We start from the raw sequence: 24,859 nt of genomic DNA on the forward strand, positions 1-24,859 counted from the left end.
CCACTCGCAATATGTGCTTCATCCGCCTAACGACAGCCGCGGCAAGAAGCAAATGATTGCTGAGCAACGGGCGCAGGAAAAGCCCGTTCATTCGTTTCAACCGATGCGACATCGGAAGAAAGCGCTTGCATCACCATCGGCAGATGGCGAAACGGAAGCGTGCGACTGAAGAGATCAGCCGCACGCCTCGATCAGTTATTCGCCGAGGCGGCTCTTCAGACCATTGATGATATGGTTCGCCAGCGCCTCGTAGTCGTCATCGAAATGGTGACCGCCATTCATGGCAATGACTTCGGCGCCGGTGCCCTTCAGCAGCGGGCATCCGACATCCTCGTCGTCGTCCTTGCCGTAGACGCATTGCACCATCTTCGGATTGATCGACTTGAGGTCATTGATGGGATCGCCACCCTTGCCCTCGCTCGAAGCACCGAGCCAGCCCATGACCGAAATCACGTAATCGACCTTCTTCGACAGCGACAACAGGGACATCTGCACGATCTTGTCCTTGTCTGGCTGCTGCAGGCGGTTGTAGCTCGCCGGCAGCACATCGGCACCGAACGAATAGCCGATCAGCACGACATGCTTGACCTTGAAGCGCTTGGTATAGAACTGGATCATGCGCGCGAGATCGTTGGCAGTCTGTTGCGGATCCCGCTCCGACCAGAAATAGTGCAGCGAGTCCACACCCACGACCGGAATGCCCTGATCCTGCAGATAGCTGCCGACTTCCTTGTCGATGTCGCGCCAGCCGCCGTCGCCGGAATAGACGATCGCAAGCGTGTCCTCCGTCGGCGTGGTTTCCATGACATCAACGGGCAGGCCGAGCGGCGATTTCGCGCTGTCGATCGACTTCATCAGGTCCGCCAGCGAAGCCTCGAGCGTCGCATAGGTATCGTCGATCCCGGAATCCGTGGTCTGGACCTCGGGATGATCCTTCTGGATCTCCTCGACGTGATCGCGTCCATCCTTCGGAGCATTCGGCGTGAAGGTCACGAGAATCGGGTTCGGCAAAGCACCTTCCTGCAGGCCGAAGGACACCATGTCGCCATCGGTCTTCTTCTCGGCCGGCGTGCAAAGCTCTTGCTTCAGCCCGATGCCGGATGTCGGATCCACGGCAACCGTTCCGGCAACCGTGGCATCCGGGGTCTGCGCGGCTATCGTCAGTGCCATGGCGCCGCCTGCGCCGACGCCGGCGATGATCGGCAGCTGATAGGTGCTGTCGGCAAAGGAACGCTGCACCTGCTGGCTCAGTGATTCCAGATCCGAGACCATGTAGATGCAGCCATCGTTCTGGCTGACGTCATATTTGTTCAGCGAAGCCAGGAAGGACGGATAATCGATGCCGATGACCAGCGAGCCACTGGCGACGAGCTTGTCGGCAACCGCCTTCTCCTTGTCGCCCCAGCCTGCAACGTCGGAGATTAGAACAACCTCGCTCGTCACCTTGCCTTGCGGGCGCAGGATATGCGGCGGCGAAATCATGCCCAGATCGTATTTGGTATCGTCTTCGTCGGCCCGCGCCGAGCCTGAAGCAAGCAGACCCATCGTCAGCATGCATGTGAAAACCAATGATATTGCGTATTTCAAGATCATTTCCTCACGACCCCCTTTAGTCCGCCCCCGATGAGGAATGTGGCATCCATCAACGCGATCATGGGACTCACACCTCCCGAAACAGCCAGATAGCGGGGCTGCCATTCGGGATGGAATTTGGATTTGAAGGCACGAAGCCCTTTGAAATTGTAGAAACGTTCGCCGTGCTCGAACACGGTCCCTCCGACCCTGTCCCAAACCGGCGCCGACTCCCGTCTCGACATGCCCGAAAGCGGCGCCATGCCCAGATTGAATCGATAAAACCCCTGCTCCTTGAGGTATTCGAGGATCTTCACGAACAGAAAATCCATCGATCCCTTCGGAGCATCGGGCGAAAAACGCATCAGATCGACGGACCCCTCCTCCTTGGTTTCCGTCATCAGAATATTCGCAAAAGCGACGATCTTACCATCCTTTTTCAACACGCCGACCGGCTGCGAGCTCACGTAGTCCGGATCGAAAGCGCCCAGCGAAAAACCCTTTTCCTTGGCATTGTGATCTGCGAGCCACGTATCCGAAACATGCTCAAGCTGATCCATGATTTCGGGCACATGTTGAGGGTCGATAACGGCAAATTCTAGTCCGTCACGCACTGCTCTGCTCGCTGTTTGCCGAAGATTGGCCCATTTGCCGCCCTTCAGCTCGAAATTTGCGAGCTGAACCACCGCCAGTTCGCCAAGCTTGAAGGCACGCAGGCCGGCATCCGCGCAATAGGACAACAGCGCTGGCGAGATCTGATAGAAGACCGAGCGGCAACCGGCGGCACGGGCAGCCTCGACAAATCGCCAGATGAGATCGGGGAGTGCCTGACGTGGGCCGACGGGATCGAACAGCGCGATCCACGAACGGCCCTGCTTGCCATACATGATGAAGGCATCGCCCTTTTCGGAGAACATGATGCTCTTATCGCCCATGCGCACCAGATTGGCGTCGGCGACCCCCTGTTTCCGGACGATTTCGACGGCCCGTTCGACCGCATGGTCCGTAACCGGTTCCAGCCGCTTCGTCGCCGGACGCAACAGGCTGAAGATCGCGATCGCCGATGAAACAATGGAAATGCCGAGCACGGCGCGAAGGCCGCGCGGGGCCTCGTCTGCGAATTCAAATTGCCACCAGAGCTGATTGCTGTAGCCGACATCGCGGTAGACGAAGAACAGGATGACGACGGCGCCGATGCAGATGACGGCAATGGCCGTCAACCATCCGGCCGTGAGCGCTTGGCTCAGCAGAGATGCCGGGCGGGTGAACAACCGGCGGCTGACGACGAGGCTGAAGACGAGAAACGCCAGCAACCCGGCCTCGACGATGGCAATGGCCTTCAAGAGCGATAGCAGCAGTGCAAACACCGCCGAGAAGATCGACACCCACCAGGCACCGTCGAGACGCTGGCTGAGACCGCGCGCGGCAACGATCATGGCCACGCCCAGAATGCTGGAAAGGAAATGCGCGCTTTCGACGAGCGGCAGGGGCACATAGTCGGAAAGGACGATCAGGTTCTGGTCGGGCGTTGGTGTCACGCTCGAAAATACCAGCATCATGCCGAGCAGCAGCCCGAAAGCCGACAGCAGCTGTGGCATCAGCCTGCCACCGACACGGCGCATGCTGGAGGCAACCGGATGATCGACGAAACGGCGCAATTCCGCCACCGAGATCGCCGCGATCGCGATGACGAGCGGAATGACGTTGTAGATGACGCGATAGAGAACCAGCGAACTCAGAACGGCGTCCTCATTCACCGAGCTCCCGAGCCAGGCGATGATGATCGTCTCGAAAACGCCGAAGCCGGCTGGAACGTGACTCAGCACGCCGAGACCGACAGCGATGGCATAGATGGCCAGAAAGGCCGGCCAGGCGATCGCCGTTTCAGGCAACAACACGTAGAGCACAGAGGCCGATGCCGCGATATCGAATGCGGTCACCAGGAATTGCCGCGACCAGGTGCGCGAATCCGGCAGACGAACGGCGATCGGCCCAATGCGCACTTCCCGGCCGTTGCGGCCGATAAAGACGACGAAGGCAAGTGCCGCAAGAATGGCGACGGCAATCAGACGAAGCCACAGGCCGTCGACATTGATCAGCGGTCCGATCTCGTCGGCGATGACCAACAATGCGATGGCGCCGACGGCGGCAAGGCCGAGGCCGAAGGCAAGTGTTACGAAAGCGATGACGCGGGTGATATCGTCAGGCGACAGGCCGAGCCGCGTATAGGCGCGGTAGCGGATCGCGCCGGCGCTGAGCGCGCCGAAGCCAGCGGTATTGCCGACCGCGTAGGCGCTGAAAGAGGTCAGCGCCACATGCGGAAATGGCAGCCGCTTGCCGATATATTCCAGCGCGTTCTGGTCGTAATAGATCAGGGAGACGAAGCTCAGCCCCGTAAACAGCAGGGCGAGCAGGATGGAGGAAATCTTCGTCGTCGTCAGGGCATGCACGACGTCGTCGTAGCGCACTTCATTGGTGAGATCGAAGATTGCATAGGCGGCAATACAGAAGACGGCGACGGTCAGAACGGCGACGATCAGCGTGCGGTAGCGGTTCAGAAAGCCGCTGATACCGCCACGCTCTTCCAATTCTTCATCGGCTTTTTCCAAATCGATCGGCGTCGACATGTTCTACCTGTTTATCTTGACTTTCGCCCGGCCCGATTGCTCGGATATTCAGTAACAGCGACGATGCATCTTCGTATTGCCGTCTACACTTCTTTCGACAGGCCCGTTGTCACGCGAGCTCCCATCATTCTGAATTTAGGCAATTTTGGCGCAGGCCCCATTCCACCAGCGCTGGATCGGCCATTATTTAAAGGAATTTGTCATTCATCCCGAATTTTAGCTTATCCACACACAAAAGTGATCGTTGCATCCCACCTTAGGCGCAGCTCCCTATCAGGAAATTATAACAAGGTCACCTCTCCCCACGCGCCTTTCGAACGAACATATCGTCCCACCCTCACTCGCGCCCGCAACGCAAGTTTGCTTGAGCGTTTCAGGCTGATCATATGCAGCGCTGCCGAGCGACGCAGCCAGCCGAGATAAATGCGGGATCAGGCCTTCTAGTTCAGCCGCAGCAGCTCCTTCAGCTTCTCGTCGGTCCCGCCCTCAAGGGGTGTGTAGACGACCAGCTTCATATCCGTTCGATCGATAACGGCAAGCGCGGTATATTCAAACGTCATCATGCCCCCGTGCGGGTGGCACAAGCGCTTGTGGCCGGCCAGCGGCCGCTGCACCTCCTGCCTGGGCCACCAGGCGCGAAACTCCGGGCTATCTCGCATCAAGGTCGTTACCAGCCGCTCGAAATCAGGATCGCCGGCATAGCGGGCGCTATCGGCACGGAACATCGCCAGAGAGGTCGCCGCAACGCTCTCCCAATCGACCAGAAGCTGCCGATGCGTGGGATCGGTGAATACGCGATGTATTGTATTACGGGCATCGCCCTGCAACAGGCCATAATCCCCGAAAAGTGCCACAGCAGCCGAATTCCAGGCCAGCACGTCCCAGCGTCGGCCGAGGATATAGGCCGGCTGGCCGCTCAGGCTTGACAGCATCCGCCGCAAAGATTCGGGAACTTGTTCCGGTCCCTGCGATATCGTCTCTGTCGGCGGTCGATCGCTCAGGGCAAAGAGATGCCGCCGCTCGGCAGCATCAAGCCTCAAAGCGTCGGCGAGCGCCGACAGTACTTCAGCCGATGCGCGTACGTCCCGCCCCTGCTCCAGCCAGGTGTACCAGGTGGCCCCGACGCCGGCGAGAAGCGCCACCTCCTCCCGCCTGAGCCCCGGCGTCCGCCGGCGGAACCCGCCCGGCAGCCCGACGCCGGCCGGCGTCAGCTTCTCCCGGCGCGAGCGCAGGAAAGCACCGAATTCGCGGCGTCTGGCGGTGAGGACCGCCTCGTTCTGATGGATGTTCATCCATGCATCATAGCAGGATCGATACTAGGATAAAGCCGCAACTGTTTATCGCCTTCTCAAGCTGTCAAATATCGTCGCGGAAACGAAATGGAGGCGCCGGCGATGGACATGAGCGACAAGACGATACTGATCACCGGCTCGACTGATGGCGTCGGCAGGCGGGTCGCAGAACGGCTAGCCCTGACGGGGGCGATGGTGCTGGTGCACGGCCGCGACAAGCCGCGCGCAGAGCATCTGCTGTCCACCATTCGCGATGCGGGCGGCAAGGCGGCCTTCTACCCGGCCGACCTTTCGTCGCTGGATGATGTGCGCAGCCTGGCGGATGCGATCGAACGCGACCACACTCGGCTCGACGTTCTGATCAACAATGCCGGCATCGGCACCGGCGGCGGTAACGCAAAACGCGAGCTCAGCCGTGACGGGCATGAACTGCGCTTTGCGGTGAACTATCTCGCCGGCTTCCTGCTGACACGCCGCTTGTTGCCGCTGTTGAAGGCAAGCGGCCATGCACGCATCGTCAATGTATCCTCCGCAGGACAGCAACCGATAGACTTCCGTGACGTCATGCTGACCCGCGACTACAGCGGCGCGCGTGCCTATTGCCAGAGCAAATTGGCGCAGGTCATGTTCACCCTCGACCTTGCCGAGGAACTGGCCGGCTCGGGCGTTACCGCCAATTGCCTGCACCCGGCAACCTATATGGATACCACCATGGTGCGACAGGCCGGCGCAGCGCCGATCAGCACCGTCGATCAAGGTGCAGACGCCATTCTCAATCTCGTTGCCGGTTCCGACACCGAAGGCTCCTCCGGTCTCTATTACGATGGGCGACGGCCCTCCCGCGCCAATGCCCAAGCCTATGATGCAAGCGCCCGCGCGCGCCTGCGCACCCTCAGCCGGGATATTACCGGCCTCGCCTGACCTCATCAATTCCATCATCCACATTCAAAAAAGGAAACACGACATGTCCCACCAACATGCCGTCATTATCGGCGGCTCGTCCGGTATCGGCCTTGCAACCGCAGCCGATCTTCTCGAAAAGGGCTATCGCGTCACAATCACGGGTCGCGACGAGACCAAACTGCAGACGGCGGCGCAAAGCCTTGCGGGCGCGGTCGCGACCATCGTCATGGATGCCGCCGATCTCGACACTCTTCCCGAAGCCTTCAAGACAATAGGCCCTCTCGATCATCTCCTTCTGGCGCTCGGCGGCGGCAATGGCGGCGGCCCCTTCGCCACGGTCGATCTCGCCGACCTCAGGAAGGGCTTCGAGCAAAAGACATTGGCACATTTTGCCTGCGCTCAGGCCTGCCTTCCCTTTCTTTCGAAGGAAGGCAGCATCACCTTCGTCTCGGCCGTCTCTGCTCAAGCCGCCCTGCCAGGCACGGCTGGACTCGGCGCCGTCAACGCCGCCATTGCCGCGCTTGCGCCCATTCTGGCGGTCGAGCTGAAACCGATCCGGGTGAATTGCGTTTCCCCCGGCGTCGTCGACACGCCCTGGTGGGATTTCATCGGCGAAGATCAGAAGGTGCCGGTTTTTGCCGGCTTTGCCGCGCGCACCCCGGTTGGGCGCATCGGTCGCCCCGAGGACATTGCCCAGGCCATCGCCTTTCTGATCGGCAACGGTTTCACAACCGGCCACACATTGATCTGCGACGGCGGAATTCGCCTCGGCCAATGATGCCAATCGCGCCATTGTCGATGCCGATCGGCAATGGCGCTCTCATTCCCGACCGACATCCGCCTGAAGCCGTGTCAGGATCTCGATCAGCTTCGGCGCCATGTCGCGGATTTCGACAAGGTGGATGGCGCTCAGGCGGTGGAGGACATCCTCGGATTTTTGCGTCAATTGCAGCGTCTGGCGACGCTTGTCCGCAGGATCGGTATTCCTCGTGGCATAGCCGGCGTCGATCAGGCGGCCGACCAGCTCGGTGGCGGTATGAGGGGCAATCAGCAGCCGCTCGGCCAGCATGCCGATAGTCATCGCCTCGCCTGGGCGGCTCCCCTTGATGGCAAGCAATGCCTGGTGCTGCTGTGGCGGCAGGCCGGCCTCATGCGCCGCGGACGTGCTGAAATCCGTGAATTTGCGCAGTGTATAACGCAAGGTGGCCAAGGCCTCGTAATCCGCCTGCGACAAGGTCTTTTCCAAACTCTGCACCATCAAATCGTCCTTTTTTGCCGCAGCCGGCGATCTCAGTTGATTTATATCGCATTACGATATATTTGCCATCTCGATCCAGGGAAGCGGCTGAATGATGGCCGTGCACGCTTAGCACAGAAGGCAGCCAATGCAGGACACCGGCACTTTGCAAAATCACAGTCACGATTTCTCCGGAGGAGCCTCCCGCAAGGACAATGGCGATTTCACCACCGATAAGCGCGTCCTGCTGCTGGTGGCCATGGCGGTGGTGGTCGGCACTGGCAGCGCCCTTGCCGCCTGGGCGCTGATCAATCTCATCGCACTTGTCAGCAATGCCGTCTGGCTGTTCAAGATCAGCACGGAGCCATTATCCTTCACCACGGTGGCGCGCTCGCCCTGGATGGTGGCGGCACCCATCCTCGGTGGCCTCGTCATCGGACTGATGGCGCGCTATGGCTCGGAGAAGATCCGCGGCCATGGAATTCCGGAAGCCATCGAGGCCATCCTGATCGGCGGCAGCCGCATGTCGCCGAAAGTGGCGGTGCTCAAGCCGCTGTCATCCGCCATCTCCATCGGCTCCGGCGGCCCCTTCGGCGCGGAAGGTCCCATCATCATGACCGGCGGCGCCATCGGCTCGCTCTTCGCCCAGCTGTTCCATCTCAGCGCCGCCGAACGCAAGACGTTGCTTGTCGCCGGCGCCGCTTCAGGCATGACGGCCATCTTCGGAACACCCATCGCCGCCGTGATGCTCGCCGTCGAGCTGCTATTGTTCGAGTGGAAACCGCGCAGCTTCATTCCCGTCGTCGTCGCCGCCTGTGTGTCGATCATCTGGCGTCCGATGCTGATCAGCAGCGGTGCATTGTTTCCGGCGCATTTCGAGATGGCGCTTTCATGGTGGAGCATTCTGTTCGCCGTAGGCCTCGGCATCATCTCCGGCTTGCAGTCCGGCCTGCTGACGACCCTGCTTTATCGGATAGAGGATGCATTCGAGAAACTGCCGATCCATTGGATGTGGTGGCCTGCCCTCGGAGGCTTGGTGGTCGGCCTTGGCGGATTGATCGAGCCTCGCGCACTCGGCGTCGGCTATGACATCATCGCCGATCTGCTGCACAGCCGCATCTCCGCGGGCGCCGTCCTGGCGATCCTCCTGGTCAAGGCTGGCATCTGGCTGGTTGCTCTTTCCTCGGGCACGTCGGGCGGCGTATTGGCGCCGCTCCTCATTCTCGGCGGCGCGCTCGGCTGGCTGTTGGGTCTCGTCCTGCCGGGCGATCCCGGCTTCTGGGCGTTGCTGGGCATGGCGGCGATGATGGGCGGCACCATGCGTGCGCCGCTGACAGGCACCTTCTTCGCCGTCGAACTAACAGGAGACATGAACGCGCTGGTGCCTCTGCTTGCGGCCACGGTCTCGGCCTATGCCGTCACCGTTCTGCTGTTGCGCCGTTCCATTCTGACAGAGAAGATCGCCCGGCGCGGCCAGCACATCACCCGCGAATACGGCATCGACCCGTTCGAGCTGACGCGTGCCGCCGACATCATGATGTCCAAGGTGGATACCATGCCCGCGACCATCCGCCTGTCCGAAGCTTTGGCTCAGATGACCGAGCGACCGGATGCGCATCGTTTCTATCCCGTCGTCGAGAACGACGGGCGCTTGGTCGGCATGATCTCGCGCGCCGATGCCCTTCGTTGGCAGAACCAACCGGAACTGGGTGAACAATCACTTTATGACATGATCTCGGACAGCTCCATTCCGGTGGTGCATGCCGAAGACACGGTCGGTCGCGTTGCCGACGTGATGATACAGGCCGATACCGGGCGCGTTCCCGTCGTGGAAGCGCAAACCGGGAGGCTTGTAGGTCTCATCACTCGGAAGGATCTGTTGCGGCTGCGCAGCGCGGGAAATCGCGCAGAGCTCGAACGCGGAGCCTATCTGCGTTCACGAAGCTGAGGGAGGAGGAATGGCGTCGGCGGGGCACCAGAACCTCGCGGCGCCTTCTTTCGCTGACTGCAGAAAATTAAGAGCGATCCACGACGACCGATGGATGTTTACGATCCTGGGTGCCTACAAACGTAGGTGGGCGCCGTGTGTCTAAGCCCAGGGGCCTAGCCAGGGACAGCTCCCTTTGGATCGAGTATGGCCCCAGGGATTGTGGTTCCTGTCGGGAAGCGCAGACCGCACGTCCTATATAAGGCGGATTCCTGCATCGCACCAGTGGGTGCGAGCAGGCGGTTCGAGAAATATGATACTCAATTCGGCTCGGCGCTCGACCGGACCAGCAGTTTTTCGGTGATACCCTGAATCCGCGTCGTCACCTCGTCGATGACAGTGGCCAGCGTTTCATCGGCGCGGGTACTGGCGGCAAGCACAGTGTCGCGGTTGTTGCGCAGGTTCTCAAGTTCGGCTTCCAATGTCGAGACGCGGCGCGTCAGCTCCGACACCTCATCCATGATCATGATGCCGGCCATGACGGTCAGGCGCAGATCGCCAATCTCGCCGAACTGGCTCTTCAAATGCAGAACATAGCGGTCGAAACGATTGGCGAGATCCGTCAGATGCTCTTCTTGCCCCTCTTCGCAGGCCATCCGGTAGGCTTTGCCGTCGATCGTTACCGTTACCTGTGCCATTCGACTTTCCGATCATTGCCGCTGGTGGCGACGGCTGCGCCCCGTGAAGGATCAGCGGTCCAGCACGGCTCTTATGGTTTCCATCGCCGTAACAAGTCGGCGCGACACTTCGCGATTGACCTCCTCGAGCCGGTTCGCGCGGAACTCGGCCTGGTCCAGCTCCTGGGCGAGACGCGAGCGATCGGCATGGACCCGTCGGACCTCGCCTTCTATGTCGCTTTGCGCCCGCTCCCGTTCGAAACGTCCGTCGACAGCGCTTTCCAAAGTCGAAAGCGCCTGGCGCAACTGGGCGAGCGCCGCATCCACCGTTTTGCCTGAAGGTGTCATGCCTTTCGATACTCCGCGCAAGGCCCGAATCAAAACATCCGGCCACTTGTCTGATTTCGCAACAATATTCAACTTGGCGACTGCACGTCAATAAAGGCAGCCCTGCGGCAGGGGGCCTAATCTGTGGATGACTGACCCGTTTGCCGACGATACAGGCTTTGTCGCACGATTGTCGTCTTTTGTAAAAGTGAACGGGCAAATGTCAAAAAAGTGCGGCAGCCGCCCCGGATTGGGGCCTCGATTTATTGACTTGCTCGTCCCAACTGCTATGTCTCAGCCGCCTGAGGTGACGCTGAAAATGGAGTTCGGAGGAACGTCTCCCTTTCGCCCGCCTTTCAACCGGTGGCCTCCCTCCCAAGCGTGCGGCCATCCCCGAACCCGGAACATTGCGGAAAAACCCATGATCTCTCGCGAACAACACGACCGGATGGCAAATGCGATCCGTTTCCTTGCCATGGATGCTGTCGAGAAGGCCAATTCCGGTCACCCCGGTTTGCCGATGGGGATGGCGGATGTCGCCACCGTTCTCTTTAGCAAATATCTGCGCTTCGATCCGAAGAACCCCCATTGGCCGGACCGCGACCGCTTCGTCCTGTCGGCTGGCCACGGCTCGATGCTGCTCTACTCGGTTCTTTATCTGACCGGCTATCCTGACATGACGGTCGAGGAGCTGCAGCGTTTCCGCCAGCTCGGCTCCAAGACGGCCGGCCATCCGGAATATGGCCACGCCACCGGCATCGAAACCACCACCGGCCCCCTCGGCCAGGGCATTGCCAATGCCGTCGGCATGGCGATCGCCGAGCGCAAGCTGCGCGAAGAGTTCGGCTCGGAGCTGCAGGATCACTATACCTATGCCATGTGCGGCGACGGCTGCCTGATGGAAGGTATCAGCCATGAGGCGATCGCGCTCGCTGGCCATTTGAAGCTCAACAAGCTCATCCTCTTCTGGGACAACAACTCCATCACCATCGACGGCGCCATCTCGCTTTCGGATTCGACCGATCAGGTCGCCCGCTTCAAGGCCGTTCACTGGAACACCATCGAAGTCGACGGTCACGACCAGGCCGCCATCAGTGCCGCTATCGAAGCCGCCCACAAGTCCGACCGCCCGACGTTCATCGCCTGCAAGACCATCATCGGCTTCGGCGCCCCGAACAAGCAGGGCACCCACAAGGTCCACGGCTCGCCGCTCGGCGCCGAGGAAATCGCCGCGACCCGCGTCGCGCTGAACTGGCCCTATGAGCCCTTCGTCATCCCGAACGACATTCTCGGTGAATGGCGCGCCGCCGGCGAGCGCTCGGTCGGCACCCGCGAAGCCTGGGAAGGCCGCCTTGCCGGTGCGGAAGCGGGCAAGAAGGCTGAATTTACCCGCCGCTTCGCGCATGAACTGCCCGCCGGCTTCGACGCCGCCATCAGCGATTACAAGAAGAAGCTTGCCGAAACCAAGCCGACGCTTGCAACCCGCAAGGCATCGGAAGACGCGCTCGAAGTCATCAACGGCTTCATTCCGGAAACGCTCGGCGGCTCCGCCGACCTGACGCCGTCGAACAACACCAAGACCAGCCAGATGAAGTCGATCACCCCGACCGATTTCTCCGGCCGCTACATGCACTGGGGCATCCGCGAGCACGGCATGGCCGCCGCGATGAACGGCATCGCGCTGCATGGCGGTCTGATCCCCTACAGCGGCGGCTTCATGATCTTCTCGGATTATTGCCGCCCGCCGCTGCGCCTCGCTGCCCTGATGGGTATCCGCGCCATCCACGTCCTGACGCATGATTCCATCGGCGTCGGCGAAGACGGCCCGACCCACCAGCCGGTCGAACAGGTCGCCAGCCTGCGCGCCATCCCGAACTTCCAGCTGTTCCGCCCGGCGGACGCAACCGAAACGGCGGAATGCTGGCAGATCGCCATCAAGACGACCAACCGTCCGTCCGGTCTCGCGCTGACCCGCCAGAACCTTTTGGCGGCACGCACGGAATACAGCGAAAAGAACCTTTGCGAACAGGGTGCCTATACGCTGGCCGGTAACGCCGACGCCAAGGTGACGATCTTCGCTTCGGGTTCCGAAGTCGAACTCGCGGTCGCAGCCCGCACGGTCCTCGAAGGCAAGGGCGTCTCCACCCGCGTCGTTTCCGTTCCCTGCACCGAACTCTTCTTCGAACAGCCGGATGCCTACCGCAAGGAAGTGCTCGGCAACTCGCCGGTCAAGATCGCCGTCGAAGCCGGTGTTCGCGAAGGCTGGGACGCATTCATCGGTCCGGAAGGCGCCTTCATCGGCATGAAGAGCTTCGGCGCTTCCGCTCCTTACAAGGATGTCTACAAGCATTTCGGCATCACGACGGAAGCTGTGGTTGCTGCCGCCGAGGCAAAGCTTTCCTGAGGGCGCTGACAAGCGCTCTCAAATCCAATAGATAAACACCCTGAGTGAACGGGAGTGAATTTCAAATGACTGTAAAAGTAGCCATCAACGGCTTTGGCCGTATCGGCCGCAACGTACTGCGCGCCATCGTCGAATCCGGCCGCACCGATATCGAAGTCGTTGCCATCAACGACCTCGGCCCGGTCGAGACCAATGCCCACCTTCTGCGTTACGATTCGATCCATGGCCGTTTCCCGGCCGAGGTGAAGGTCGAAGGCGACACGATCATCGTTGGCGGCGGCAAGCCGATCAAGGTCACGGCGATCAAGGATCCGGCAACGCTGCCGCACCGCGACCTCGGCGTCGATATCGCAATGGAATGCACGGGCATCTTCACTGCCCGCGACAAGGCCGCCGCTCACCTGACGGCCGGTGCTAAGCGCGTCATCGTTTCGGCTCCTGCCGACGGCGCCGACCTGACCGTCGTTTTCGGCGTCAACCACGACCAGCTCACCAAGGAGCATCTGGTCATCTCCAACGCGTCCTGCACCACGAACTGCCTGGTGCCGGTCGTCAAGGTCCTCGACGACGCCATCGGTATCGACCATGGCTTCATGACGACCATCCACTCCTACACCGGCGACCAGCCGACGCTCGACACCATGCACAAGGACCTGTACCGCGCCCGCGCCGCAGCCCTGTCCATGATCCCGACCTCGACGGGCGCCGCAAAGGCTGTTGGTCTCGTTCTGCCGCACCTGAAGGGCAAGCTCGACGGCACGTCGATCCGTGTTCCGACCCCGAACGTTTCGGTTGTCGACTTCAAGTTCGTGTCCAAGAAGGCAACGACGGTCGGTGAAATCAACGAAGCCATCAAGGCTGCGTCGAACGGCAAGCTGAAGGGTATCCTCGGTTACACCGACGAGCCGCTGGTTTCCCGCGACTTCAACCATGATAGCCATTCGTCGATCTTCGCAACCGACCAGACCAAGGTTCTGGAAGGCAACTTCGTGCGCGTCCTGTCCTGGTACGACAACGAATGGGGCTTCTCCAGCCGCATGTCCGACACGGCCGTCGCGTTTGCCAAGCTGATCTGATCGTGCCCTTCCGCCCTCTCCTTCCGACGACAGTCCGCTGGCGTCCGATCGAAGGAGACGGGCTGGAACACGTGACGATCGCTCCGATCAACGACACAGCCACTGGCGCGGCCATTCGCGCCAGTGGCGTCATTATCGGCGGTCGCGGCGGTTCGCCCTACGGCGTCTTCTATCGTATCGACTGCGCGGCCAACTGGGCCGTTCTATCCTTTAGCGTCGAAACCACGGAGGGCCGGCGCCTTGCCCTGCTTTCCGACGGCAAGGGCCATTGGCGCACCGAAGACGGCCTTTCCTTGCCGCAATTCGACGGCTGTATCGACATCGACCTCTATGGTTCGCCCTTCACCAACAGCCTGCCGATCCGCCGGCTCGAGCTGACGCCGGAAGACGGAACGGCGAAGCTTTCCATGCTCTACATCCCCTTCGACAGTTTCGAGCCCGTACGCGACGGCCAGTACTACACCTGCATCGTGCCGGGAGCGCTCTATCGCTACGCCGCCGAGGACAGGGCCTTCACCGTCGACCTGCCTGTCGACGCGGACGGCCTGGTGATCGACTATCCGATCTATTTCAAGCGTGTCGACCTCTAATCCGCAGCCGCGATCGATCCGCGCATCTTCTTAAAAACATTTCGGATTTTTTCGCCTCCTGCCCTGCTATGGTCCAGATTTACCAATAAATTTCTGAATGGAATTTCCCCAGGGCGTTCCAAAGCCGCACGGCCGTTCTGGCGGTGCGCCTCACACCATGATGTCGCAGCCATCGGAGCGGATCTATATCCCAAGACCCTCCCCGAAAGGCATCCGTGTTTGCAAAATTGCATGGCGCGATAGCATGATGGACGATGGGGGAATTTTGAACGATCCGGGCTTTTGGTCCCAGCAGCGGCGCACTGGAAGGGGAAGAACAAGGTGGAGGCATTTTACGTCATCGTGCTGGTCAGCACGGTCCTGATCCTGATCGCGGCTTTCTCGAGCCTGCTCGCCTTCCGCTTCGGCGCCCCACTGCTGTTGCTGTTCCTGATGATCGGGCTTGCCGCCGGCACGGATGGGCTGGGCATCGAATTCTCCAACAATTATCTCGCCTATATCCTCGGCTCGCTTGCGCTTGCCATCATCCTCTTCGATTCCGGCTACGGCACACCGATCCAGGCGTTCAAGCTCGCAGCCGCGCCGGCGTTAACCATCGCCTCCGTCGGCGTACTCGTGACCGCAGGCCTGTTTGCCTTTGCCTCTACCTGGCTTCTCGGCTTTACCTGGCTGCAGGGCCTGCTGCTCGGTTCGATCGTCGCCTCCACCGACGCCGCTGCCGTCTTCTTCCTGCTGCGCATCGGCGGCATCAATATCCGCGACAAGGTGCGCTCCACGCTGGAAGTCGAATCCGGCACCAACGATCCGATGGCCATTTTCCTGACGCTGGCGCTGGTCGAGTTGCTGGCGAGCGGTGAAGGCTATGGCGGTATCAACCTTGCCATGCTGGGGGCGTTCATCCAGCAGATGGGGCTTGGCGTCATCCTCGGCCTGCTCGGCGGCATGATGATCGTCCTCATCGTCAGCCGCCTCGAGACCGATCGCGGCCTGACGCCGATCTTCGTGCTGGCGCTGGCGCTCCTCGTCTTCTCCTTTACCGGCGCCGTCGGCGGCAGCGGCTTCCTGGCCGTCTATGTCGCGGGCATCTATGCCGGCAACCGCAAGATGCCCGCCTCGGCCTCCATCAAGCGTTTCCAGGACGGCATGACCTGGCTGGCACAGATCATCATGTTCCTCGTCCTTGGCCTGCTCGCCACGCCATCGCAATTTCCCGCAATCGCCATCCCCTCGGTGGCGCTGGCCCTGTTCCTCATCTTCGTCGCCCGGCCGATCGCCGTCTGGCTCTGCCTGCTGCCCTTCGATTATACCCAGCGCGAGACCGGCTTCGTCGCCTGGGTCGGCCTGCGTGGCGCCGTCTCCATCCTGCTTGCGATCATACCGATCCTCGGCAATCTCGAGGCAGGCCAGACCTATTTCAACGTGGCCTTCATCGTCGTGCTGGTGTCGCTGCTCGTCCAGGGCTGGACCATCAAGCCCATGGCGCGCAAGCTCGGCCTCATCGTGCCGCCTCGCATCGGCGCGATCGATAAGGTCGAGGTCGACCTGCCGGGTACGGCCAGTCACGAGCTGCTTTCCTATCGCGTCGTAAAAGACAGCCCGGTTCTGCGCGGCGAGCGCATTCCGCGCTGGGCCATGCCTTCGCTCGTCGTGCGCGACGGCAAGTCGATGCGCTATCAATATGCCGGCCGCCTGCGCGAAAACGATGTCATCTATCTCTTCATCGCGCCCAGCTATTCGCGCCTGCTCGACCGCCTCTTCGCCAGCCGCGCGGCGGTCGATCCTGATGATGCCGAATTCTTCGGTGCCTTCTCGATCTCGCCGCTGCGCCCCGCCGCCGATCTCGACGCCGCCTATGGGCCGGGGCTGCTCAGCGAACAGGAAAAGGGCCTCACGATCGCCGAACTCATGCGTCAGCGCCTTGGCGGCAAGGCTGATTATGCCGACCGGGTGCGTCTTGGCGAAATCATCCTCATCGTTCGCGATCTCGATGAGAACGACCATATCCAATCCGTCGGGATGTCGTTGGAAGCCTTGGAACCGCCGGTCATCCTGCCGATTTTCATCAATCTGCACGATATTCTGAACGGCATTCGCAGCTTTATGCGCAGACGTCGCGAACGTGTGGGAGAGGCCGTTTCAACCGATTCCAATACCGGCAAAAACGACCCCTGACCGCCTTGCGTCTCCGATCATCCGTAGTATGGTCGGCGCACTTCACGCTACCAACAACATTGGATCCTCCCCATGGCAGCCTTCAAGACCCTCGACAATCTCACCGACATCACCGGCAAGCGCGTGCTCGTGCGCGTCGACTTGAATGTGCCGGTCAAGGACGGCAAGGTCACCGATGCGACCCGCATCGAGCGCGTCGCGCCGACGATTCTCGAATTGTCGGAAAAGGGTGCCAAGGTGATCCTGCTTGCCCATTTCGGCCGCCCGAAGGATGGCCCGTCGCCGGACCTTTCCCTTGGCCTCATCATCCCTGCGGTCGAGGAAGTCCTCGACCACGCTGTTCTCTTCGCCTCCGATTGCATCGGCGCGCCGGCTGCCGACGCGATCGCCAAGATGAACAATGGCGACATCCTGTTGCTGGAAAATACCCGCTTCCATAAGGAGGAAGAGAAGAACGACGCGGCCTTCACCAAGGCGCTTGCCGCCAATGGCGACATCTACGTCAACGATGCCTTCTCCGCTGCCCACCGTGCCCACTCCTCGACCGAAGGTCTCGCCCATCTCCTGCCAGCCTATGCCGGCCGCACCATGCAGGCCGAACTTGAAGCCCTGGAAAAGGGCCTTGGCAACCCGGTCCGCCCCGTCGTCGCCATCGTCGGCGGCGCCAAGGTCTCGACCAAGATCGATCTGTTGATGAACCTCGTGAAGAGGGTCGATGCGCTGGTGATCGGTGGCGGCATGGCCAATACGTTCCTTGCCGCCCGCGGCACGAATGTCGGCAAGTCGCTTTGCGAGCATGACCTCGCCAACACCGCCAAGCAGATCATGATCGAAGCCGCCACGTCCGGCTGCGCGATCGTCCTGCCGGAAGACGGCGTCGTCGCTCGCGAGTTCAAGGCAGGCGCCGACAACGAGGTCGTCGCCATCGAAGCCATCCCGGCTGACGCCATGGTGCTCGATGTCGGCCCCAAGTCGGTTGAGGCAATCAAGAGCTGGATCGGCCGCGCCACGACGCTGGTCTGGAACGGCCCGCTCGGCGCCTTCGAAATCGCCCCCTTCGATGCCGCAACCGTCGCGGCCGCCAAATACGCCGCCGAATGCACCAAGGCCGGCAAGCTGACCTCCGTCGCCGGCGGTGGCGACACGGTTTCCGCGCTCAATCACGCGGGCGTTGCCGATGATTTCACCTACGTCTCGACCGCAGGCGGCGCCTTCCTCGAATGGATGGAGGGCAAGGTTCTGCCCGGCGTCGCCGTTCTCCAGACGGCCAAGTAAGCGCGTTCGCACAAACGAGTGAAGAGAGCCGCGAAGGCGAAGGCTTTCGCGGCTTTCCTGTGAGTGCTAAGATAGGCTCCGAAACTTTCAAACGGTTGAAATCATTTCAATCGTTTCAATTAGTTAGCCAGCCATTTCCCTCCTTCTATACTTCTGTTATCGCCGATCTATATTGATCTTGTCGCCGACTGAAATCGCCTTGGAGAAACAAAATGAGCGAACGAATTGAAGACATTGCCGTGAAGATGGTTGCCGGTGGCAAGGGTCTCCTGGCGGCGGATGAATCTACCGCCACCAACAAGAAGCGCTTCGACACCATCTCTCTCGTTTCCACGGAAGAGAGCCGCCGCGACTATCGCGAGATGCTCTTCCGCTCCGACGAAGCGATGAAGAAGTACATTTCCGGCGTCATCCTCTATGAGGAAACCCTCTTCCAGAAAGCTGCGAACGGCACGCCTTTCGTCGATGTCATCAGGGCCGCAGACAGCATTCCCGGCATCAAGGTCGATATCGGCGCCAAGCCGCTGGCCGGCTTTCCCGGCGAAACCGTCACCGAGGGCCTCGACGGCCTCGCCGATCGCCTGGCGAAATATTATGACGCCGGCGCCCGCTTTGCCAAATGGCGCGGCGTGATCGCCATTTCCGACACGCTTCCGACCTTTGGCGCCGTCAAGGCGAATGCCCATGCGCTCGCCCGCTATGCCGCCCTTTGCCAGCAAGCGAAGATCGTTCCGATCGTCGAGCCGGAAGTGCTGATGGACGGCGAGCCCGGCACACAGAGCCTCGACCGCAGTGAAGAAGTCACTCGCTGGACGCTGCAGATCGTCTTCCAGGAGCTCGCGGAAGCCCGCATCAAGCTCGAAGGCATGATCCTGAAGCCAAGCATGGTCATTGACGGCAAGAAGGTCCGCAAGGCCTCCGTCGAGCAGGTTGCCGAGCGCACCGTCAAGGTGCTGAAGGAAACCGTGCCCTCGGCCGTTCCCGGCATCGCCTTCCTTTCGGGCGGCCAGTCGACCGAGGAAGCGACCGCCCATCTCTCCGCCATCAACTCCGGCTACGATCTGCCCTGGCAGGTGACCTTCTCCTATGGCCGCGCACTGCAGGACGCAGCGCTGAAGGCATGGGGCGGCAAGGCAGAAAATGTCGCCGCCGGCCAGCGCGCCTTCACCCACCGAGCCGAGATGAACTATCTCGCCGCCAAGGGCAGCTGGACGAAGGATCGCGAACAGGCTGCCTGATTTCGGCGAGTACCCGAACGAATCAAAAGCCCCGGTCACGACGTGACCGGGGCTTTTTTTGCGTTCGCACAATAGCCAACCGAATGCTCAGAACAGACCAAGTCACATCTGCCGCAATGACAAGAATAGGTTCGCTGTGATATCGGAAAATAACCGTGTCAAACGGCTGTAACGAAAGACCGGCACTAGGTTGTCCCGCTTATAATCAACGGGCTTAATAGAGGGGTTGCCATATGCTTGCCTGGCGCGGTTTTGTTGCTGTTCTTGCCGTCGCCTTAGTAGCCCAAATAGGCATTGCTCGTGCCCAGCAGTTGCAGACGGCTGTTCCCGTCTTTTCCCCGACCGGACCAGACGCAGTGGCCTACGGTGAGAAACTCGGTTATCCCGTCGGTCTGCCACTTAGCGAACAACGCAACATGATCGGCAACTTCAGTCACGCCGATCAGCTCGCGCCGACACACACGATCGCCGCCGCCGAGCATCCGCTACCGCTGCTGCGCGCCCCTTCCGAGATTTCGGTCAAGTTCACATTCGGCGCCGAAGCCGCCACCTTGTCGAAATATCTCGACACCAATCCCACCACGGGATTGCTGATTGCCCACAACGACACGATCCTGTTCGAACATTATCAATACGGCCGCACCGATCACGACCGCCTTGTCTCGCAATCCATGGCGAAAACATTGACCGGCATGATGATCGGGATCGCGATTTCCGAGGGTGCCATTCACTCCGTTGACGACACCGTGCAGACCTATGTGCCGGAGTTGAAGGGCACCGAGATGGGCAGCACGCCGATCCGCGCCTTGCTGCATATGGCCTCTGGCATTGCCTTCACGGAAAACTTCGGCAATCCCGACGACAACGTTCGGCTCAGCAATTCATTGCTCGGCCCGGAAAAGCTCGACCCCTATGCGGCCGTGTCGCGATTTAACAAGCGGGTCGCCGCTCCCGACACGGTCTGGCACTACAGCAATCTTGATACGGAAGGGCTGAGCCTGGTCCTGACCCACGCCACTCATATGACAATGTCGAACTATCTCCAGTCCCGGATATGGCAGCCGATGGGCGCGGAAGCCAGCGCGAATTGGCAGGTCGACAGCACGGGCCAGGAAGTCGGCTACTGCTGCTTTAGCGCGACGCTTCGCGACTATGCCCGCTTTGGCATGCTGCTTGCCCATGACGGTGCCTTGAACGGCCGACAGATCATACCGCGCCAGTGGCTGCTCGATGCAACGCAGCCGGTTACGCAAGGCTCGTTCCTTGCAGTCAATCAATTGCCGAACCCCTGGGGTTACGGCTATCAAATCTGGCTCATGCCTGGTCCACGCCGAACGTTTTTTCTGGACGGCCGGGCAGGTCAGCGCATCCTCGTCGATCCAACAACACATCTGGTACTTGTCCATACCGCGGTACGCGCGAAACCGGCCGATGCAGGCGGTGCCGAACTGGTCGAACTCTGGTCTAGCGTGCTCAAGCAGTTCCAGGGCAATTGAGGCGTCCATGCATGCCGCACCCTGGCATGGTGTAGGGTAAGGACCAATTCCCGCAGAAGAGGCCGATAGTGAACTTGTCATGGGCACAAGTTCGCGCCTTCAGCCATGATTGGGCAGCGGCTATATCCCTGGCAGTCCTATCAAAGCATCGGGAGCCGCCATGAACACCGTCGCCTATGTCACCGTCGATGTCTTCACGTCGGAGCGTTTCGTCGGCAATCCACTGGCCGTCATTCCCGACGCGCGCGGCCTCAGCGGCGATGCGATGCAGAAAATCGCGACCGAATTCAACTATTCGGAAACGACCTTCGTGCTGCCGCCGGAAAATCCCGATCATACGGCGCGCGTCCGCATCTTCACGCCGACAGCCGAAATTCCCTTTGCCGGTCACCCCAATGTCGGCACCGCCTTCGTCCTCGGCCGGCAGCGGGAGATCTTCGGAAAGCCCGTTGGCGACGGCTTGACCTTCGAGGAGGACGCCGGTCTCGTGGAGGTAACCCTGCTGCGTAGCGGCGATGACGTCACAGGTGCGAGCATACGCGCGCCGGGCAGCCTCAAGATCGGCGAGACGATCGCCAACGAGCTGATTGCGCGCTGCGTGCAGATCGAGCCGCTGTCGATCCGCAGGACATCGCACGCGCCGATATTTGCCTCCGTCGGCCTGCCCTTCGCCTTTGCTGAATTGGATAGCCTCGAAACACTCGGCAAGGCACGCCCGAATGCCGCTGTTTTCGCCGAGGCGGCCGCGCGGCACAAGGAAGACAAGACCGGATTCTCGCTCTTCCTCTATACGCGATCGGCCGAGAACCCGTGGCACATCCGCGCCCGCATGTTTGCGCCGCTTGACAATGTCATCGAGGACCCTGCAACCGGCAGCGCCTCCGCAGCCCTCGGCGCCTATCTGACCTCGCTGCTGCCGGCGCGCGATGCCGAGGTGAAAATCACCATCGAACAGGGTGTGGAGATGGGCCGGCGCAGTCTGATCGGCGTCGACGTCAGGAAATCTGACGGCATGGTAAATGATGTCTTTCTGTCGGGCAGCTGCGTCAAGATCATGCGCGGCGAAATCCTGCTCTGAAGAGAGGCACATCTGAGCTCGAAAGCCGATATCCGAGCCTGAAGGGCCTTAAAACGTCTCGTTGATGATCAGCGCAACTGTCCAGACGGCGAAGGCGATGATGGCGATCTTCCAGAAATCGACCCGACGCCTGAGGCCCGGCAGTCCCAGTGGCTTGATGACCTGCACCGCCATGGCGAGCAGCAGCAGCACCGCGATGACTTTTGTCACGCTATTTTTCCCCGTTTGCGCAAGAGTGAGCATAACCGCGACCAAAAACCGCTGCGCAGTTTTCTTGATCATGCTCTAACGTCATAGGACGGACATCTTTCCGCGCCAACAGACTGTTTCTACACGCCGATAGCGGCAATCCGGGACACAATCAATAGCGAAGACGGACAGGAGGGTATTCCTGTCTTATCGGTTCCTTAAACGGATCCGCATGAAGGTGGGGAGCATGAAAAGAAACATTTTGCCCGTATTGGCCCTGCTGTTCGGCACGCTCTTCCTGTTTACGGGAAACGGCCTGCATAGCCTGCTGCTGCCGGTACGCGGCACGGCCGAAGGCTACGCGACCACGACGCTCGGCCTGCTCGGCACGACCTGGGCCACCGGTTTCGTGCTGGGCTGCCTGACCGCGCCGAAGGTGGTCCGGCGCATCGGTCATGTCCGCGCCTTTTCGGGCTTCATCTCCGTCATCGCCATCATCGCGCTTCTGACCGGCATCGTCGTCGATGCGACCTGGTGGGTGGCACTGCGCGCCGTCACCGGCTTCTGCACCGCCGGCACCTCGATGATCATCGAAAGCTGGCTCAACGAGCGGGCGACCAACGAGAGCCGCGGCGCGATCTTTTCGCTCTATATCGGCATCACGCTGATCGGCGCGGTCGCCGGCCAGATGATGGTGCCCTTCGCCGACATCCATACGCCCATTCTCTTCATGATGTGCGGCATCTGCTATTGCATCGCCATGCTGCCGACCACGCTGTCGACCGCCGCCTCGCCGCAGCCGCTGAAAGCCGTCAGCCTCGACCTGAAGGCGCTCTACCGCAATTCGCCGGTGGCCTCGCTCGGCATCCTGCTTGTTGGTATCGCCAACGGTGCCTACGGCACGCTCGGCGCCGTATTCGGCGCCAATGCCGGCCTTTCGGATCGTGACATCGCGATTATGATGAGTTCGACTATCTTTGCCGGCGCCGTAATGCAATTTCCGGCCGGACGTCTTTCCGACCGCATCGACCGCCGCTACGTGCTGGCGGGCATGGCCGCCATCGCGGCCCTCGACGGCCTGCTGCTCTTCCTGCTGAAACCGAGCAGCCCCTACTTCCTCATCGGCATGGTGGTGGTCTACGGCGCGGTCGCCAACACGCTCTATCCGATCACCGTCGCCCACGCCAACGACTTCGCCGCGCCGGAGGACTTCGTCAAGGTTTCCGGCGGCCTGTTGCTGCTCTATGGCATCGGCACCATCATCGGCCCGACGATCGGCGGACCCGTCATGTCCTCCGTTGGCCCCTACTCCCTCTTCTTCCTGACAGCCGTCGCCCACCTGCTCATAACAGCCTATTCCATCTTCCGCAGTCGCCGCCGCGCCGCCAGACCCGCGGGCGATCGCGACGCCTACACGACGATGCCATCCGCCAACGCCCAGATGATCACGCCGGAGAGCATGTCACTCGCGCGAAGCGAGACTTCAAAAAAGGACGATATAACTGTAAATTACGGCACCTGATCCCTTTGCGGGAAAAGGAGGAGCCAAAATGAGCATTTTCGACGATGACCGTCCGCAGAAACCGTCAGTCCACGAGATCGGCAGCGATCTGTCGCTGCTGTCTGTCGACGAGCTGAAAAATCGCATAGCACTCCTGCAGAGCGAAATCGCCCGGCTGGAGGAGGAAATTGCCACCAAGGCATCCGGCCGCAAGGCGGCGGAGAATCTCTTTCGTTTCTGAAGCCCCGGCAGCGCAAAATCGAGGCGGCAAGATTTTGATCGCGATATGCTCAACAAAATATTAAGCTTTACGACTTATTACTATGATCATCCAGATTCGCTCTGGACTCAGACAGTTTCTCCACTTGGCGAATTGGTCTGATTTTTCTCCCTGTTTTACCTTGAGAGCCGCTTTTGCGGCTCTTCTTTTTTGCCATGTATCGGCCTCTTCGACGAAACTGTGGAGATTAACCCTTTCTTAAGAATCGCCTTGCGAATTTCAGTTAAAACCACCATCTTGAAGTCATAAAAGCAGATGCGGAAAGCTCTTAGGGACTTTACCGGCTTTTCCTGAACAAAAGTGTTGCGTGAAGCAGGGATTTATTCGATGTCGGAACTTGGGTTGAACACGATCAGCTTCGCTGGCCATGCCGCATCTTCGGCACAGTTCAGGGCGCTGTATGCCGAGGGCATGTCGCTGGTCGAGGAAACCGCCGGCTATCTGGACGGTCAGGGCCGGGCCGCCTCCAAGGTTCTGCCGCGCATGGCCTCCGTGCTCTATGCCGCAGAATCCATGCGGCTGACCACCCGCCTCATGCAGATGGCCTCCTGGCTGCTGCTGCAGCGCGCCGTCAACAATGGCGAAATGTCACGAGATCAGGTGCTGGCCGAGAAGAACAAGGTTCGCCTCGACGGCTTCAACGTGGACCGCACCGCACCCGGCTGGAGCGACCTGCCGGAATCCTTCCGCGACCTCGTGGAGCGCTCCCTTCGCCTGCAGAACCGCGTCGCCCTGCTCGACCGCGAGATCTACCGCCCGACCGAAGCCCCGATCGTTCCGGACAACCAGAATAGCGTCAAGGCACAGCTTACCCTGCTGCAGACCGCTTTCGGAAACAATTGAACCCATCGAGATATCGGTGACGGATTTGAACCGGTCGCGCCATGCGCGGCCGGTTTTGTTTTCGCGTCATAGCGAAATGATCGCGCCGCACCAGTCGGCCACTGCAGAACAACAAAAAAGCCCGGCAAAACCGGGCTCTTTCAAAACAACAAATC

Annotated in this window: 21 protein-coding genes and 1 other RNA gene; 14 read left to right on the top strand and 8 right to left on the bottom strand. The window is 60.6% G+C overall.

Annotated elements, in window-relative coordinates:
• Positions 1 to 195: 195 nt before the first annotated feature.
• From AB8B29_RS12650 to AB8B29_RS12660, 3 genes are all read right to left on the bottom strand, one after another.
• Complete coding sequence (locus AB8B29_RS12650; RefSeq protein WP_037196481.1) at positions 196 to 1,593, bottom strand: virulence factor; 1,398 nt, start codon at positions 1,591 to 1,593, stop codon at positions 196 to 198.
• Positions 1,590 to 4,199 (bottom strand): bifunctional lysylphosphatidylglycerol flippase/synthetase MprF, encoded by a 2,610-nt coding sequence (gene mprF / locus AB8B29_RS12655; RefSeq protein WP_037196479.1) that lies wholly within the window; start codon positions 4,197 to 4,199, stop codon positions 1,590 to 1,592. The genes AB8B29_RS12650 and mprF overlap by 4 nt, the downstream gene beginning before the upstream one ends.
• Before the next feature lie 440 nt (positions 4,200 to 4,639).
• A complete protein-coding gene (locus AB8B29_RS12660; protein WP_037196478.1) occupies positions 4,640 to 5,491 on the bottom strand; it encodes a helix-turn-helix transcriptional regulator in 852 nt (283 codons plus the stop codon).
• A 102-nt stretch (positions 5,492 to 5,593) separates the two neighbouring features.
• Between AB8B29_RS12660 and AB8B29_RS12665 the strand changes: the two genes are divergently transcribed.
• On the top strand, positions 5,594 to 6,412 hold the full coding sequence (locus AB8B29_RS12665) for an SDR family NAD(P)-dependent oxidoreductase (RefSeq protein WP_037196599.1): 819 nt from the start codon (positions 5,594 to 5,596) through the stop codon (positions 6,410 to 6,412).
• A 43-nt stretch (positions 6,413 to 6,455) separates the two neighbouring features.
• Positions 6,456 to 7,172, top strand: a complete 717-nt coding sequence (locus AB8B29_RS12670) for an SDR family oxidoreductase (protein ID WP_037196476.1) — start codon at positions 6,456 to 6,458, stop codon at positions 7,170 to 7,172.
• A gap of 42 nt (positions 7,173 to 7,214) precedes the next feature.
• Here the strand turns inward: AB8B29_RS12670 and AB8B29_RS12675 are convergent, their stop codons facing one another.
• On the bottom strand, positions 7,215 to 7,652 hold the full coding sequence (locus AB8B29_RS12675) for a MarR family winged helix-turn-helix transcriptional regulator (protein WP_037196475.1): 438 nt from the start codon (positions 7,650 to 7,652) through the stop codon (positions 7,215 to 7,217).
• Positions 7,653 to 7,779: 127 nt separating this feature from the next.
• On the opposite strand from AB8B29_RS12675, the gene AB8B29_RS12680 reads away from it, so the two are divergent.
• A complete protein-coding gene (locus AB8B29_RS12680; RefSeq protein ID WP_037196473.1) occupies positions 7,780 to 9,579 on the top strand; it encodes a chloride channel protein in 1,800 nt (599 codons plus the stop codon).
• 71 nt (positions 9,580 to 9,650) lie between these two features.
• Here AB8B29_RS12680 and ssrS read toward each other — a convergent pair.
• The 3 genes from ssrS to AB8B29_RS12695 all read right to left on the bottom strand — a co-directional run bounded on the left by ssrS (position 9,651) and on the right by AB8B29_RS12695 (position 10,583).
• A non-coding RNA gene (gene ssrS / locus AB8B29_RS12685) (6S RNA) lies at positions 9,651 to 9,809 on the bottom strand.
• 69 nt (positions 9,810 to 9,878) lie between these two features.
• A complete protein-coding gene (locus tag AB8B29_RS12690; RefSeq protein ID WP_037196472.1) occupies positions 9,879 to 10,256 on the bottom strand; it encodes a cell division protein ZapA in 378 nt (125 codons plus the stop codon).
• A 51-nt stretch (positions 10,257 to 10,307) separates the two neighbouring features.
• Positions 10,308 to 10,583, bottom strand: a complete 276-nt coding sequence (locus AB8B29_RS12695) for a DUF4164 domain-containing protein (RefSeq protein WP_015341018.1) — start codon at positions 10,581 to 10,583, stop codon at positions 10,308 to 10,310.
• Between the two features lie 400 nt (positions 10,584 to 10,983).
• Between AB8B29_RS12695 and tkt the strand changes: the two genes are divergently transcribed.
• The 8 genes from tkt (at position 10,984) to AB8B29_RS12735 (ending at position 21,891) form a co-directional block, all read left to right on the top strand.
• Positions 10,984 to 12,966, top strand: coding sequence for a transketolase (tkt, locus tag AB8B29_RS12700; RefSeq protein ID WP_037196469.1), 1,983 nt, complete (start codon positions 10,984 to 10,986; stop codon positions 12,964 to 12,966).
• Positions 12,967 to 13,031: 65 nt separating this feature from the next.
• Positions 13,032 to 14,042 (top strand): type I glyceraldehyde-3-phosphate dehydrogenase, encoded by a 1,011-nt coding sequence (gap, locus tag AB8B29_RS12705; protein ID WP_037196468.1) that lies wholly within the window; start codon positions 13,032 to 13,034, stop codon positions 14,040 to 14,042.
• A 2-nt stretch (positions 14,043 to 14,044) separates the two neighbouring features.
• On the top strand, positions 14,045 to 14,632 hold the full coding sequence (locus AB8B29_RS12710) for a putative glycolipid-binding domain-containing protein (protein ID WP_037196466.1): 588 nt from the start codon (positions 14,045 to 14,047) through the stop codon (positions 14,630 to 14,632).
• Between the two features lie 321 nt (positions 14,633 to 14,953).
• Positions 14,954 to 16,804: a potassium/proton antiporter gene (locus tag AB8B29_RS12715; protein ID WP_037196465.1), complete on the top strand. Its 1,851-nt coding sequence runs from the start codon at positions 14,954 to 14,956 to the stop codon at positions 16,802 to 16,804.
• A 72-nt stretch (positions 16,805 to 16,876) separates the two neighbouring features.
• Positions 16,877 to 18,079 carry a phosphoglycerate kinase gene (locus tag AB8B29_RS12720; RefSeq protein ID WP_037196464.1) on the top strand — a complete coding sequence of 401 codons (1,203 nt, stop codon included), beginning with the start codon at positions 16,877 to 16,879 and terminating at the stop codon, positions 18,077 to 18,079.
• Between the two features lie 212 nt (positions 18,080 to 18,291).
• Positions 18,292 to 19,317, top strand: coding sequence for a class I fructose-bisphosphate aldolase (locus AB8B29_RS12725; protein ID WP_037196462.1), 1,026 nt, complete (start codon positions 18,292 to 18,294; stop codon positions 19,315 to 19,317).
• Between the two features lie 233 nt (positions 19,318 to 19,550).
• Positions 19,551 to 20,813, top strand: a complete 1,263-nt coding sequence (locus tag AB8B29_RS12730; RefSeq protein WP_047638950.1) for a serine hydrolase domain-containing protein — start codon at positions 19,551 to 19,553, stop codon at positions 20,811 to 20,813.
• 160 nt (positions 20,814 to 20,973) lie between these two features.
• Entirely contained in the window at positions 20,974 to 21,891 is a 918-nt protein-coding gene (locus AB8B29_RS12735) for a PhzF family phenazine biosynthesis protein (protein WP_113118529.1), read from the top strand.
• Between the two features lie 48 nt (positions 21,892 to 21,939).
• On the opposite strand, the gene AB8B29_RS12740 is transcribed toward AB8B29_RS12735, so the two are convergent.
• Positions 21,940 to 22,173, bottom strand: coding sequence for a hypothetical protein (locus tag AB8B29_RS12740; protein WP_037196458.1), 234 nt, complete (start codon positions 22,171 to 22,173; stop codon positions 21,940 to 21,942).
• 154 nt (positions 22,174 to 22,327) lie between these two features.
• On the opposite strand from AB8B29_RS12740, the gene AB8B29_RS12745 reads away from it, so the two are divergent.
• From AB8B29_RS12745 to rcdA, 3 genes are all read left to right on the top strand, one after another.
• Positions 22,328 to 23,602 carry an MFS transporter gene (locus tag AB8B29_RS12745; RefSeq protein WP_037196456.1) on the top strand — a complete coding sequence of 425 codons (1,275 nt, stop codon included), beginning with the start codon at positions 22,328 to 22,330 and terminating at the stop codon, positions 23,600 to 23,602.
• 28 nt (positions 23,603 to 23,630) lie between these two features.
• Entirely contained in the window at positions 23,631 to 23,822 is a 192-nt protein-coding gene (locus tag AB8B29_RS12750) for a DUF1192 domain-containing protein (RefSeq protein WP_037196455.1), read from the top strand.
• A gap of 366 nt (positions 23,823 to 24,188) precedes the next feature.
• The gene (rcdA, locus tag AB8B29_RS12755; RefSeq protein WP_047638952.1) at positions 24,189 to 24,704 is read left to right on the top strand and encodes a protease adaptor protein RcdA; all 516 of its coding nucleotides are present in this window, start codon (positions 24,189 to 24,191) and stop codon (positions 24,702 to 24,704) included.
• The last annotated feature ends 155 nt before the right edge of the window (positions 24,705 to 24,859 follow it).

This window comes from Rhizobium sp. 11_C7_N12_5 (assembly GCF_051811145.1).
Classification (GTDB): domain Bacteria; phylum Pseudomonadota; class Alphaproteobacteria; order Rhizobiales; family Rhizobiaceae; genus Rhizobium; species Rhizobium lusitanum.